This window comes from Actinomycetota bacterium (genome assembly GCA_030018275.1).
Classification (GTDB): domain Bacteria; phylum Actinomycetota; class Aquicultoria; order Subteraquimicrobiales; family Subteraquimicrobiaceae; genus Subteraquimicrobium.
In genome coordinates this window covers 1-14,504 of record JASEGB010000023.1, presented here as the reverse complement: position 1 = coordinate 14,504, position 14,504 = coordinate 1, and the positions used below count along the sequence as shown (strand labels likewise).

General features: G+C 44.7%; 9 protein-coding genes and 2 pseudogenes. 9 read left to right on the top strand and 2 right to left on the bottom strand.

What is annotated here, in order from left to right; all coding sequences use genetic code 11:
* Positions 1-139: 139 nt before the first annotated feature.
* A pseudogene (locus QMD66_07430) lies at positions 140-377 on the top strand (transposase).
* On the opposite strand, the gene QMD66_07425 reads toward QMD66_07430, so the two are convergent.
* Together QMD66_07425 and QMD66_07420 are read right to left on the bottom strand one after the other, a co-directional pair.
* Complete coding sequence (locus QMD66_07425) at positions 316-642, bottom strand: transposase (GenBank protein MDI6822657.1); 327 nt, start codon at positions 640-642, stop codon at positions 316-318. The pseudogene QMD66_07430 and the gene QMD66_07425 overlap by 62 nt on opposite strands.
* A gap of 45 nt (positions 643-687) precedes the next feature.
* A pseudogene (locus tag QMD66_07420) lies at positions 688-1,149 on the bottom strand (transposase).
* A gap of 584 nt (positions 1,150-1,733) precedes the next feature.
* On the opposite strand from QMD66_07420, the gene QMD66_07415 reads away from it, so the two are divergent.
* From QMD66_07415 to hypE, 8 genes are all read left to right on the top strand, one after another.
* Positions 1,734-2,432, top strand: a complete 699-nt coding sequence (locus tag QMD66_07415; GenBank protein MDI6822656.1) for a tyrosine-type recombinase/integrase — start codon at positions 1,734-1,736, stop codon at positions 2,430-2,432.
* A 114-nt stretch (positions 2,433-2,546) separates the two neighbouring features.
* On the top strand, positions 2,547-4,970 hold the full coding sequence (gene hypF / locus QMD66_07410; protein MDI6822655.1) for a carbamoyltransferase HypF: 2,424 nt from the start codon (positions 2,547-2,549) through the stop codon (positions 4,968-4,970).
* The gene (gene nrdD / locus QMD66_07405; GenBank protein ID MDI6822654.1) at positions 4,954-10,095 is read left to right on the top strand and encodes an anaerobic ribonucleoside-triphosphate reductase; all 5,142 of its coding nucleotides are present in this window, start codon (positions 4,954-4,956) and stop codon (positions 10,093-10,095) included. The genes hypF and nrdD overlap by 17 nt, the downstream gene beginning before the upstream one ends.
* Positions 10,096-10,107: 12 nt before the next feature.
* Positions 10,108-10,806 carry a cytochrome c biogenesis protein CcdA gene (locus QMD66_07400; GenBank protein ID MDI6822653.1) on the top strand — a complete coding sequence of 233 codons (699 nt, stop codon included), beginning with the start codon at positions 10,108-10,110 and terminating at the stop codon, positions 10,804-10,806.
* Positions 10,807-11,107: 301 nt separating this feature from the next.
* The gene (locus tag QMD66_07395) at positions 11,108-11,686 is read left to right on the top strand and encodes a tetratricopeptide repeat protein (GenBank protein MDI6822652.1); all 579 of its coding nucleotides are present in this window, start codon (positions 11,108-11,110) and stop codon (positions 11,684-11,686) included.
* An 87-nt stretch (positions 11,687-11,773) separates the two neighbouring features.
* A complete protein-coding gene (locus tag QMD66_07390; protein ID MDI6822651.1) occupies positions 11,774-11,998 on the top strand; it encodes a HypC/HybG/HupF family hydrogenase formation chaperone in 225 nt (74 codons plus the stop codon).
* Positions 11,982-13,088 (top strand): hydrogenase formation protein HypD, encoded by a 1,107-nt coding sequence (hypD, locus tag QMD66_07385; protein MDI6822650.1) that lies wholly within the window; start codon positions 11,982-11,984, stop codon positions 13,086-13,088. The genes QMD66_07390 and hypD overlap by 17 nt, the downstream gene beginning before the upstream one ends.
* 14 nt (positions 13,089-13,102) lie before the next feature.
* Positions 13,103-14,113, top strand: a complete 1,011-nt coding sequence (hypE, locus tag QMD66_07380) for a hydrogenase expression/formation protein HypE (protein ID MDI6822649.1) — start codon at positions 13,103-13,105, stop codon at positions 14,111-14,113.
* Positions 14,114-14,504 lie beyond the last annotated feature (391 nt).

Sequence of the window (14,504 nt, the reverse complement as noted above, 5' to 3'; positions counted from 1 at the left end):
GAACAATGAAAACCGAAAGTGTCAGAAAGTGTCAACTTGACTTGTTAATAGTCCAATTTAAATCCCAATTATGCTTGAACTTTTACATGGTCAAGTCCGAATTCTGGTGTAAATTCCCTCTGGCAGATAAGATCACCCCACCAACGGGGTCGAGCGGCTCAACCAGGAGATCCGCCGGCGGGAGCGGGTGATCCGAATCTTCCCTAACGGGGAGTCGGCTGTGAGGCTGATCGGGGCGGTGCTTGTGGAGATTGATGAGGCTTGGTCTTCTGGATCCCGGTATTTTCGATATGGCGGATTACTGGGAGTGGAAGGCTAACACGGAAAAACGGCAGAAGGAGGTGAATAGTGCCGATACCCGGGTAAATGCAGCTTAAAACGGGTGCGCAGCCGCTTCCGGTAGCGTTCTGGCAGCGCCATCACCGCCATCGCCTCCTCGAAATCGGCTTTCAGCCGCTCCACCGCTTTTGGCGTAACGTTACGCCAAAGGCCTCTATCCTTTCGTTTAAGCAACCGCCTGGCCGTCTCCATATCCGGCGCGTCGAAGATCAACCGCAGCCGCCCGTGCAGCTCGCCCTGCAGTGTCTTGGGACAGTGGCGAGAAGTACGCTTGAAAGCCGCACCCGGTCCGCCCTTGCGCACCCGGATGAGGAGGGCATCTACTAAGAGAAATGGGTATTCCTGGCTGCTCAAATCTCGCTCGTTTAACTCCTTCACGATGTCGTCCAGTCCCTCGCACAGGCTGGATACGGTGGATTTGGAGAACTCCGTGCCGCACAGCTCTTCAACAACGGCCCTCACCTTCCTGGTGGATACGCCGTTTACGACCATCTCGATCCTCACCAGCAAAAGCGCCCGGCTTGGCGCTGGTACCGCTCAAAGAGCTCCGTTAAAGAAGTACCCACGCCGCAGCCGGGGGAGCATAAGCGCAAGTTCCCCCACGCGCGACTTAAGTACTTTATCCCGGTGCCCGTTGCGGTACCCCTGGTGTTCTTCGGTGCGTTCGTAAGGCTTAGCCTTCAGTTGTTCGGCGGCTTGGGCATCGAGTATCTGGTTGACTATGTTCTCAACTAGCCGGGCCAAGCTATCATCCCGGACAAATAATCCTTGCAATAGATCACGGTCTACGGTAACCTGGTAGTGAGCCATCTTTTTTACTTCATTAATTCCTTTGTAATCTCTGGCTAAACGTATTAAATCCTTATCAGCAGTTATATCTCTTGGTTCATGTATGCGCTTCTCCATTTTTAATCTCTCAATTTCTCTCTTCAAAGCTTCATTTTGAGATTTTATCTGACTAGCATGAATCATGAACGCTATTCCAACACCGAAGAACCCTATTCCAATACTTAACACAATTGCAGAAAGCCAGTGATCAATATTTATTATAATGTCCATTTATATCACCTGGTATAATAATAAAGAAGAGATCTTTCTATTATACTCATAACCCCCTATTTGCAATGTCGCCTAACTACAGAATAAGCGAATTCCGTTTAATTTTCACGTTGACAATATGTATTCTTTCGCTTATTCTACTTAAATGGAATTTTATCTCAATACGAATCTCCTGGTATAGTGCGGAGTTTTCACTATGAACTGCCTACAAGATGTTGCAAGAGAACTGAAAATACGAAAGTATAGCCCAAAGACTGTGAAAGCATATTTAAAGTCATATTAAAAGTTTCATTCAGTTTTTTAATAATGATATTACGCACCTCAAGGATGCCCAAATCAAGAACTACTTCTTGCATTTGATTGAAAATGAAAAAGTGTCCCGTTCTTCTCTCGATCTTGCGCACAGCGCAATCCGCTTTCTCTTCGTTGAAGTGCTAAATCAAAAATGGTTTACAAAATCAATCAGGCGACCCAGAAAAGAAAGAAGGCTTCCCGGAATTTTAAGTCCGGAAGAAGTAAGGAAAATATTTGATGCGGTCAAAAATATCAAACATCGATGCATTCTTCTCCTGACATATTCCTCCGGCCTAAGAGTAAGTGAGGTTGTTCGGCTCAAAGTGAGTGATATTGACAGTAACAGGATGCTTATAAGAATAAGGCAAGGCAAAGGCAAAAAGGATCGATATTCACTTCTCTCCGAAGTCGCCTTGGAAGAGCTTCGTAACTATTACAGGGAATATCATCCTAAAAAATGGCTATTTCCGGGTGCCAAGGAAGGGAGTCACCTATCGGAGCGTTCTGTGCAACATATTTTTGAACAGGCACTTAATAAGGCTGGGATTATCAAGCCAGCTACTGTTCACACCTTACGTCACTCTTTTGCAACACACCTTTTGGAGTCTGGTATTGACCTGCGCTATATCCAGGAATTACTGGGGCATTCCAGCCCTAAAACCACCCAAATTTACACCCGTGTATCACGGAAAAACCTATCAAGGATAACAAGTCCCCTTGATGCAATCTTTGAGAAATAGCAATACAGCTAGTAGTCTTTCCCAGAAATTTCCAAGTACGACTTGGAATGAAGAAAAAAGTGATTTAGAATAGTGCTAATTCCAGGTAGAAAAATCCACCGGAAGTTGAGGAAGATGCCCAAGAGCAGATTTCACGTCGTAGTTAAGGGAGTAGTTCAGGGGGTGGGCTTTAGACCTTTCATCTATCAGCTTGCTCACTCACATAAGTTGACCGGATGGGTCCTCAATTCCTCCAAAGGAGTGATCATAGAGGTAGAAGGCGAAAAGAAGGATTTAGAAGCCTTCGTCGAGGATATTGAGGCCAAAGCTCCACCCCTGGCCAGGGTAGAAAGCATCGATGTGGAATCTCTTCCCGCCACGGGCTACTCCTCCTTCATCATCAAACACAGCGTAGAGGAGCAAGAGCAATTCCTATTGATATCTCCAGATATCTGCATTTGCGATGATTGCCTGGAGGAATTGTTCGATCCAAATGATAGACGACACCGATATCCCTTCATCAACTGCACAAATTGTGGTCCTCGCTTTACCATCATCGAAGACATTCCCTATGACAGACCAAAAACCACCATGAAGAAATTCAAGATGTGCCCCAATTGCCAGGCGGAATACGATGACCCCACAAACAGGCGTTTCCATGCTCAACCGAATGCTTGTCCCGAGTGCGGACCCTCCCTTCAACTAGTGATGAGTCGGGGGTCGCACGGACGGCCATGCGGCTCGTCTGAGGCGCCTGTCGGGGCGGGAGTCGGGAGTGTGATTCGATGTGAGGATCCCATCACGGAGACCATCAAACTGCTGAGAGAGGGAAAGATCGTAGCCATAAAAGGGCTGGGCGGATTTCATCTGGCTTGTGATGCGGAGAACGATAAAGCCGTGGAAACCTTGAGAGTTAGAAAGAGAAGACCCGGCAAGTCACTTGCCATCATGCTCCACGATGTGGAACAAATCAGAAAACACTGTTTCGTCTCAGATGATGAGGAGAAGATACTCGAAAGTCCCCAGAGACCGATCGTGCTTCTCCTCAAGAAACCCGAGACCTCCATCTCCCCCTTGGTGGCTCCCAATAATAACTACCTTGGGGTAATGCTTCCTTACACGCCGCTTCACTACATCCTGCTCAAGGAATCAGGTATGGCACTCATCATGACCAGCGGGAACATAAGTGAAGAGCCCATTGCCATGGAGAATGAAGAGGCTCTGAGGAGGCTGGGGCATATCGCCGATTATTTCCTAATGCATAACCGAGACATTTATTCGAGATACGATGACTCGGTGGTGCGGGTGATCGATGGTGAGTTGATCATGATCCGGAGGGCGAGGAGTTTTGCCCCCTTCCCAATTCGCCTACCCTTTAAAGTTAAGGAAATTTTAGCCTGCGGACCAGAGCTTAAGAACACCTTCTGCCTGACACATGAAAATTACGCTTTCGTCAGTCAGCACATCGGGGATATGGAAAACCTGGAGACCTTCGAACATTTTGAAACCACCCTTGAACTTTACAAGAGACTTTTCAGGATCGATCCCAAGATAGTCGTCTATGACCTTCACCCCGAGTATCTCTCAACGAAATATGCTTTATCCCTAAAGGACGTAAAATTGGTGGGGGTTCAACACCACCATGCCCACATAGTCAGCTGCATGGTAGAAAATGAAGTGAAAGACAAGGTCATTGGGATATCCTTTGATGGTTTGGGATACGGGACGGACGACACAATCTGGGGAGGAGAAATCCTCATCGCCGATTGGGAGGGGTTTGAGCGAGTCGGTCACCTAAGATACGTTCCCATACCCGGTGGAGCGGCTGCCATCGAAAAACCATACAGAATGGCTTTCGGCTTTTTGTATTCATTCTTCGGTGAAGATTACAGGGATTTTAAGATTGATTTCTTAAAATTCTTGGATGAGACCGAGGTAAACATAATGAAGAGGCAAATCGATAAAAAGATTAATTCTCCCCTTACCTCCAGTTGTGGCAGATTATTCGATGCAGTTTCCTCTCTGACGAGGATCAGGGATGAAATCGATTATGAAGGGCAAGCCGCCGTGGAACTGGAGATGGTAGCAGACCCCAGCATTGAAGAAAGCTACCCCTTTGAAATACAGGCGAAGGACGCCCATACGGGCGCCCGTCCGGGCGAGGGGCGAGGAGCGACTATCGACCATCGAATGGTTATTGACACAAAGCCGATCATTGAGGGTGTGGTCAGGAACCTGGAAAATGGAGTTCCCGTGCCCGTGATAGCGGCGAAGTTCCACAACACCGTGATGGAATTCGTCTTGGATATTTGTAAGCGGATGAGGGAGCGAGAGGGTCTGAATAAAGTGGTTTTGAGTGGTGGCGTTTTTCAGAATGTTTATCTCCTAACCAAGCTACCCAGAAGACTTGAAGGGGAAGGATTTGAGGTCTTTATACAGAAAAAAGTTCCAGCTAATGATGGAGGGATATCATTGGGACAAGTGGTGGTGGCAAATGAAATCTGCAAGGATGAAAATTTAATCCAAGGAATAGGGGAGAAAGATGTCACGGAAGGATAAAAGCTCCCAACCCATTATATATGTCAGAACCTCAAAAGATGAAATTGAAAAGTGGGATAGAAAAAAGATCGTTGAAGCTCTGATCAGAGAAACCGATATAGAGCGGAGTCTGGCCGAAAAGATAAGCCAGGAAGTTGAGGAGCAAATCATCTCCTCGAAGCTTACCACCGTTACCGCTTCTCTCATCCGAGAGCTCGTGGACACCAAATTGGTCGAGTATGGTCTCGAAGAAGCTAGGAAAAAACACGCCCGCCTAGGTGTGCCCCTCTACGATACAGAACAAGCCATTCTATATCCCAGCAAGGAGAATGCCAACATCCCTCATAACCCCGAGGCATCGAATCTGGTCCTTGCGGAGCAGATTAAGAAGCAGTTTGCCCTGGCAAAAGTCTTCTCCCAGGATGTAGCCGATGCTCATATGCGCGGAGATATTCATCTCCACGATCTAGGATACCCAGACAGACCATACTCGTTCTTAGGAGACGAGACTGTGGTAATTAAGAAAAATGGTAAAATCCATGTCCATTCATTTAAGCAACTCTTTGAAAACGCTACGCTCAAATACAGAGAAAATGGTTACGAAAGTGGGATTATTAAAGATGCTCTCATCTTGGATAAAGATGGTTGGACAGCCTTAAAGTGCGTCCTCCGCCACAAAAGCTCCAAACGGATGCTTTGGATCAGAACCGAGAACGGGCGAAGTGTTATTGTAACCACCGATCACCCAATGATCGTGACCCTCGGCGAGAATTTCATAATTAAAAAAGCTGAGCAATTAAAATTGGGGGATATGTTTCACACCCCATCTTTAAAATTACAAGGTAATTCAAACCAACTAAGTTTGATCAACGAATTGCTCAAGGTAGACGGGGTTGATGACCTATATATCAATAAAATAAATGTACCAGTATCTGGAGCTACCAAAGTAGAAAAATTTGATGTCTCCTTCAGTGAGCTGAAAAGAATCTTCAATGAAGGCTTCACCATTCATAACGACTCAGACAGTTATCTTTATATCAGACACAACACCGGACAAAACCAAATTTTATCTTCCAGTTTAAAAACTAAACAAATCAAGCCCTTATACGAGAAGGCTATAAAAAATGATTTATACTCTCCCATCACCGATATTAAATCATTAACACTCAATGAAGAATACGTTTATGATCTCACAACGGAGAGTGGTACTTTCCTTTGCAATGGTATCTTAGTCCACAATTGTTCGGGGCAAAATTTGGAATACATCAAGAAATTCGGGTTGAAATTGCCATTCTGGGCCACCGCTAAGCCCGCCAGACACCCCGAGGTCCTTCTGGAACAGATGATAAAGATGTCCGCAGCCCTCCAGGGACATTTCGCCGGAGCCATCGGCTGGGACGCAGTGAATCTATTCTTTGCCCCTTATCTGGTGGGTTTAAGCGATAAGGAAATTCATCAATTGGCACAGATGATGATATTCGAGCTCTCCCAGCAAAGCGTAGCCAGAGGAGGCCAAAGTTTGGCACACGACGAAGAAATCTTCATCTATGACAAATGGGAAAATACGCTAACAACCATTCCCATTGGAGAATTTATAGATAGCTTCTTTGGAAGAAACAAAGATAATTCGAAGGAATCAGAATTAAGAAATATCGAAGAGGATCGATATTACGCCATTAGTTTTGACAGAAAAACAGGTCAATCCAGACTTGCAAGAATATACGCAGTTTCCAGACACAAATCTCGAGGAAGATTAATTAAGATCAAAACGGGTTTAGGTCAAGAAATAAAAATAACCGAAGACCATTCGGTATTCACCTTTAGTAAGGAAGGCGAAGCCGTGGAAATCTCTCCCGAACAAAAACCTCAGACGATCTTGACGCCAAAAGAAATTAAACTTCCCGAGCTGTACGACTTTGGGGACAAAATCGATTTACTTCCCATACTCTATGGATACACTAAAATGAATTCATGTTACTCCCTCTACTATATAACCGGTAATCAGGCCTTTAAGGTTGAAGCTATCAAGAAAGTCCCCCTTAAATGCAAACTTGCTTTGAGTAAACATATAAATAGTGCTAAAAAGGCATTGAGTGTTCCTAGATTTGTTCAATTAAATTGCGAATTTGCAAGGCTTCTTGGATATTATGTTAGTGAGGGACATAGGACCTCCAAAAATAATGTAAGAGTACATATTACCGCTCCTCATAAAGTCATAAAAGAGGATGTAAGAATATGCACTGAACGGGTTTTTGGCTTAAAAACAATCGATCACGACGAGAAAGTATTGATCTTTGGGGGCATAACTCATCGAGCCCTTTTTGAGAAGTTGTGTGGTAAAAACGCTCTTTCTAAAGAAATTCCTTCAATTATCCTATTTGGTTCGGAGAAGGTAACCAAAGCATTTCTATCCGCATATCTATCGGGTGACGGCTGGATCATTAAAAGGAAAATAGGTTGCAGCACCATTTCACGCAAATTGGCCTCCCAAATTTGGCTACTCTATCTGAAAATCGGGATAATTCCATCCATTAGACAACGAATGAAAAATCCAGCTAAATTAGTTATCCATGGGAGACAAGTAAAAACCGCTTATCCATCCATTGAAATAACCATCGGAAGAGAAGCTTTCTCTAAAGTTCGCTTTCTCCATCAGGAAAAAGAAGGAAAAAGAAGGAAAAATCTTAAGAAAACTTATGATCAAAAGGGTTACGACTATAGTGCAATTAAAAAGGTTCTCAAAAGCCTCATAACGGGCAAAATACCCATTAGGAAATACGACCTCCGCTCCAATAAACGCTCATTGAGATTTTCCACAATTTTAGACCTTTATAACAGCGTTTCTAAAATCCTCCTGGAACTTGAACCTGAGCTTAAAGTGATTGAATCCTTCGCTAGGTTGGATCTTTTCCGCTCCACTTATCAAGCCATCGATGACCTTGAAATACCCCGCCGTAACCGTCGCTTGCTTCTTACTAAACTTAATGGAGGTCAATTACCCATCAAAAGTCCATATTTAACGACAACGTCCTTGATTGCAGAGGACGCACCAAAGTTCATCAAAAAAGCAATGAATAAATTAGGTATGCCTCTTGTGATGAGATCTTCTTCCACCTGGAATGAGGGTGGAAGAAATCTCGACGTTAGATTCTTGCACAAAAACCCACAAACAGCTCAGCACGTATGTAATATGATTCTTACACAAACAAAGAAACTTCAAAAAGCTCTTGAAATTTTGAGAAGGGCGATCAATCTATTGCCAGTTAAGGTAAAAGCGATGGAAAAGATAAATTATCATGGATTCGTTTACGACATAAGTGTCGAAGGAACGGAGAATTTCCTAACCGCTCAAGGGATATTCGCTCATAACACGATTTTTAGTGATCTCAACTTGTACTGGGAGGTTCCAAGGCATTTTGAGGATGTGCCTGCAATCGGTCCGGGTGGAGAATATACCGGAAAGACCTACCGAGATTACCTAAAGGAGGCACAAAAATTCGTCTGGGCTCTCTTCGATGTATATAAAGAAGGAGATGCCGAGGGGAAGCCCTTTTTCTTCCCCAAACCCTTGCTCCACATTACTTCAAAATTCTTTGAAACCCCAGGACATGAAAGGTTCCTCAACCATATTTCGGAGGTGGCCAGCCTTAAGGGCAATACCTACTTCGTTTTCGACCGCGGCGATACTTACCGCATAAATGAGTGCTTAACCAAAGATACCGAAGTTCTGACAAAAAATAGTGGGACTATTTATTATTCTTCCATTGAAGATGTGTACAAAATTGATGGAGATGGAGAAGGATGGAAAAATTTGAAGAATTTAGAAGTGCTCTCAATCGAAAATGGCTTGTCAAAATTTAAAGCAGCCAAAGGAATTCTTAAGCGATACTACTCTGGGGAGATTCTCGAGATTGAGCTCGAAGATGGTAGTTCAATTAAAGTGACACCCAAGCACCCATCCTTGGTTCTCCAAAATGGTACCATCTCCGTTACTCATTCCATAGAGCTTAAATCCGGAGATTATATGCCAACTACAAAAGGGTCTCGAAACAGACATTTAAATTTCTTAAAGATCAAATCCATTAAACGAGAACCTTATTCTGGATACGTCTACGACTTTGAAATGGCTGATGGCAATAATCCCTTCTTTCAACTCCCAAACGGAATTGTGACACACAATTGTTGTAGGTTGGCTTTTGAGCTCGATTCAGCAGATTTGGCCGAGGCAAAGCAACCCTGGAGGATGAGATATTCCGCCCTGCAAAATGTATCCATCAATCTGCCGCGAGTGGCTTATCTGAGCAAGGGAAAAGAGGAGGAGCTCCTCGATAAAATTACACAACTCATGGAGCTCGCCGCCAAGGCTCATCTTCAAAAGAGAGCCTTTCTTGAAAAGCTCCTAAGAATGGGCGAAAAGGGACCGCTGGCACTACTGGCCATCGAGCTCGATGGAGAACCCTATCTTCGCATGCATCGAGCCACACACCTTTTCGGAATCGTCGGATTGAATGAACTTGTGCAGACACATACCGGTAGGGAACTCCATGAAAGCGAAGAGGCTCTTAAATTCGGACTGAAGATTATCTCCCATATGAAACTCACGGCCAATAAACTATCAAAAAAATATGGTCTGCGCTTCGTTTTGGAGCAGACACCCGCGGAGCACGTGGCTTACAGATTTGCCACGCTGGACATGAGGCACTTCCCAAAGGAAGCCTCACGACTTGTTAAAGGAGATATAGATTTGGGTGAAATTTACTATACCAATTCCACATATCTCAATGTGGGAGCTCCAATCGATCCCACAGAGCGCGTGACCATCGAAGGGATGTTCCATCCCTTAATCGAAGCTGGTTGGCTCTCTCATATCTGGTTGGGAGAGGCTCAACCACCTCCGGAGTCCATCGCCAATTTCGTTACAAAAGTATTCAAAAATACCCATAACTCTCAGATAGCTTTCTCGCCCGAATTCACCTCATGCCTTAATTGTAGAAAAATCACTCGAGGACTGCTGGATAGCTGCATTTACTGTGGTTCTGAGGATGTAGAGGGGATAACCCGGATCACCGGATATTTCTCCAGAACAACCCGCTGGAATAAGGGGAAATTAGGTGAACTCAAGGATAGACATAGGGTAACTTTATAGGAGGAAACAGGGTTGAGATTGCAAAACCTCGTCGTAGAAGCGATCAAAACACCTTCCCTGCTTGCTTTCGGAGCCGTCTTTATCGCCGGAATAATTGTCAGTCTGGGCTCATGCGCCATCATGGAATTACCTATCCTAATTGGATATATAGGGGGGATGGGCTATTCCTCGAGAAGAAGGATATTTGCCATCACCTTACTCTTTGTTCTGGGGATGCTCACCACCTATTTAATTATAGGAATCGTCATTGGAATGGCCAGCATGACCTTAAGCAAAATAGCTACCTTAAGCACAATTCTTTATTTAGCTATGGGAACGGTCTCTCTCATTCTGGGACTTTACATGCTTGGCTTCATCCACCCACCTATACCCAACCTTTCTTTGCAAAAACCTTCAAGGAAGCTGGGACTTTTGGGAGCTTATCTTCTAGGTTTGGGATTTATCTTTTTCGAAGCACCGACCTGTCCCGCATGCGCTCCCGCACTCATGTTAATAAGCAGTTATATGGTGACCGCTGGGAAAATCCTTTGGGGTCTCTTCCTACTTCTAACATACGCGCTTGGTCAAAGCGTGCCCATCTTGATTGCGGGGACTTTAACAAGTGTCATAAAACCCTTAACTGAGAGAGCCTATTCCTGGAAGGAATATTTTCAAATCGTTAGCAGTATTTTACTGATTCTAGTAAGTTTGGATTTATTTTGGTTGGCCTAGCTTTAGAGTTAGGAGTTGGAAGTTTGGAGTTAGGTGTATTGATCGCAGACATTGTTACACCATCTTGAGAATTTATAGTAATTTGGGGTTATCCTGGAGAGTGCATCTTAAGAGAACCGTTAAACGAGCAAGGCTCGAACAGCGGCGGCAACAGCCCGACCCGAACTTATGGAAGGTGTTCGCCCTTAAGAGAGCAGCGAGTAGGCTCGCAGCAGCTAGCACTCGGAAGGATGCCCTAAACAATATAAGTGTTACTAATGTGCATAAATATTACAGTTAAGAGTTGGGGGTGAAAATTCAGATGGATAGAGTACATGAGTACATCCACATCGCATCCAAAGTCTCAAAGCGCGATAGGGTAATTATGACCTTGCTCACCATAGGGTTGGCGATTGTAGCATTGAGACCATTCATTGCCTTCCAAAGTTTTACTCGTGCCTACTCCTTCTCTGAGAATCAAATGTACAATAAAGCAATTACCCATTATAGAAGGGCAATCCTTTTGGATCCAAAATTCAGCACAGCCCATAGTTATCTGGCCTATTGTTACAACAAAACAGAGCAAATCGAACAAGCCATTGCCGCTTACCAACGGGCAATAGAACTCAACCCAAAGGATAAACAAGCCCACTTGGAACTGGGTTTAATCCACTATAACCAAGAAGAATATACCAAAGCCATAATCCATCTTGACCAAGTGGCCAAGATGGATCCACAAGATATCTCCACCAGAGTCTTGCTTGCTGAATGTCATGAAAGAATCGGCCAAAAGGAGAAGGCGTATTCCATTTGGAAGGAAATATTGACCATCGACCCCCATTATGACCCCGCCAAGAGGGCCTTGGAAAGACTTAAAAGAGAGGAGAATGGGAAGAATTAAAAGAGGAGAAAGTTGAGCAAGATTAAAAGAACTGATAGACTAAAAACACAGAATTAAAGGGAAAACTGCTTAAACGGGGAAAATCATATGTGCTTAGGCATACCGGCAAAGATCGTCAAAATTGACGAACGCCAAATAGCGGATATTGAAATCGGGGGCATTGTAAGGAAAGCAAGCTTGCAGTTGGTTCCAGAAGCAAAGGTAGGAGACTATGTCATTGCCCATGCTGGATTTGCCATTCAAATTCTGGACGTGAAGGAGGCTCAGGAGACTCTAAAACTCCTGGAGGCATTCAGTGAAATACCTGAGTGAGTATCGAGACCCAGCCCTGGCCCGAAAGGTCATTGAAAATATCAAGAAAATCTCCCATACACCAGTCAATCTTATGGAGGTCTGTGGCACTCATACCGTTACCATCTCCAAAAACGGGATAAGACAGGTGATGCCCAAAACCGTGACATTGCTCTCCGGTCCGGGGTGTCCCGTCTGCGTCACGGCCAATGAGGATATCGATAAGGCCATTTGGCTCGCCCGGCAACCCGGAGTCATTCTTGCAACCTTCGGTGACATGATGAAAGTCCCCAGTCCTTATTCGAGTCTCTCTGCAGAGAAGGCCGAAGGTGTAGACGTAAGAGTGGTCTATTCCACCCTCGATGCTTTACAGATCGCCGATGACAATCCGAATAAAAAAGTGATCTTCTTCGGGGTGGGATTTGAAACCACCTCCCCCACCATTGCCCTCTCTATATTAGAGGCAAAAAAGCGAAAACTCAAAAATTACTCCGTTCTGGCCCGTCATAAGCTTATTCCACCGGCAATGGCGGCGCTTTTAAGCCTTGGGGAAGTAAAACTTCATGGATTTATTTGCCCTGGACATGTGAGTACCATCATAGGAAGTAAACCCTACGAATTCGCCGCGGAAGAACACGGTATTCCCTGCGTCATTTCGGGCTTTGAGCCTTTGGATGTCCTTCAAACAATATACATGCTGGTAAGACAGGCAGAAAATGGTGAAGCTAGGGTCGAAGTGCAATATAAAAGAAGCGTTCGCTCCGAGGGAAACACAACGGCCCTGAAGATTCTCGATGAAGTCTTTGAAGTTTGCGATGCCGATTGGCGAGGCATCGGTATTATCCCAAATAGTGGATTCAAGCTCAAGGAAGAGTACTCCGACTTCGATGCGGATAAAATCTTTGATGTTGATGTTCCTCCCCCGAAGGATGATCCTCCAGGTTGCAGCTGCGGAGAGATTTTAAGAGGGGTCAAATTTCCCTACCAGTGTAAATTGTTTGGGAAGGCCTGCACTCCTGAAAGGCCCATTGGACCATGTATGGTCTCTTCAGAAGGTGCTTGTGCAGCATATTATCGCTATGGCACGGGTAAGGCGTTGGTGAACAGATAAGTGAGGTTTTAGTGGTGAAGAACGAGAAAATATTGTTGGCTCACGGTAGTGGTGGAAAGTTGATGCACGATCTAGTGAGCCAAATCTTTCTCAAGAAATTCCACAATCCCATCCTCGCCAAATTGGATGACATGGCCATGTTTAAATTGGGCGATTCAAATCTTGCCTTTACCACAGATACATATGTGGTCAACCCCCTTTTCTTCAATGGCGGGGACATTGGCAGGCTCGCCATTTGCGGAACGGTGAATGACCTAGCGGTAAGTGGTGCCATGCCCAAATATATCAGCGCCGCCTTCGTCATAGAGGAGGGCCTTCCACTCTCCGATCTGGAAAAAATCCTGGATTCCATGGTTAAAGCGGCTGAGGAAGCGGGCGTGATCGTGGTTACCGGAGACACCAAGGTTGTGGAAAAAGGGGGAGCGGATAAACTATTCATCAATACCACGGGCGTTGGAATAATTCCCGAAGGTATCAATATCTCTGGCTCGAATGCGCGGGTCGGTGACAAGGTTATCCTCTCGGGCTCCATCGGCGACCACGGAATCGCGGTGATCAGCCAAAGAGAGGGATTGGAATTTAAAACTCAAATTAAAAGCGATTGTGCACCCCTAAATCACTTGATTGCAGAGATGCTCCAGGTGACAAGGGCAATCAGATGTCTTAGAGATCCCACGAGAGGGGGATTAGCCAGCACCTTAAATGAATTCGTTACCCAATCCAATGTGGGGATATTCATTGAGGAGCAAAAAGTTCCCATAAAGGAAGAAGTTCTTGGAGCTTGTGAAATGTTGGGCTATGATCCCTTCCACGTCGCCAATGAAGGGAAATTAGTAGCCATAGTCGATCCCAAAGATGCCGACGAAGTTATAAGGGTGATGCAAAGGAACAAATACGGCAAGGGAGCTCAAATCATAGGAGAGGTCATTCCCAATCCAAGAGGCAAAGTAATCGTTAAAACTGCAATTGGAGCCACTCGAATCCTAGACATGCTCGTTGGTGAGCAACTTCCCAGAATCTGCTAGTCTTTACCCTCAATATTTTCGAAATTCAAGGTTTAGCGATCAAGTGTTTAAATGAGAGGGATTTTGTGATAAAATTCACAATAGGAAGGGATATATTACCATATGAAACAAAAATCTCTCTCACCCCATAGGCAGGCAGAAAAAACCCTAAGCACTAAGAGGCTGATCCTTTATACTTTCATCGCCGTTTTTCTCCTAGTGCTTTTCTGGATTTGGATCTGGTTGTTGGTTGCAACCCTTTCTTAAAAAGCTGAGAGACCATCTGGAACCTCAATGGTAACGAAGTAGTCAAATGGTTTATAACTGTAGGCTAGACATAAATCTTAATTAAGCTCGTCTCAAATTCAAAATTTAAAATGAAAACTGTAAAATGACAATCCAAAATTCAAAA

What these genes read in the sequence shown, in the direction of transcription:
- hypF (MDI6822655.1), top strand. Translation starts at nt 2,547, where the DNA reads ATGCCCAAGAGCAGATTTCACGTCGTAGTTAAGGGAGTAGTTCAGGGG.
- nrdD (MDI6822654.1), top strand. Translation starts at nt 4,954, where the DNA reads ATGTCACGGAAGGATAAAAGCTCCCAACCCATTATATATGTCAGAACC.
- QMD66_07395 (MDI6822652.1), top strand. Translation starts at nt 11,108, where the DNA reads ATGGATAGAGTACATGAGTACATCCACATCGCATCCAAAGTCTCAAAG.
- QMD66_07390 (MDI6822651.1), top strand. Translation starts at nt 11,774, where the DNA reads ATGTGCTTAGGCATACCGGCAAAGATCGTCAAAATTGACGAACGCCAA.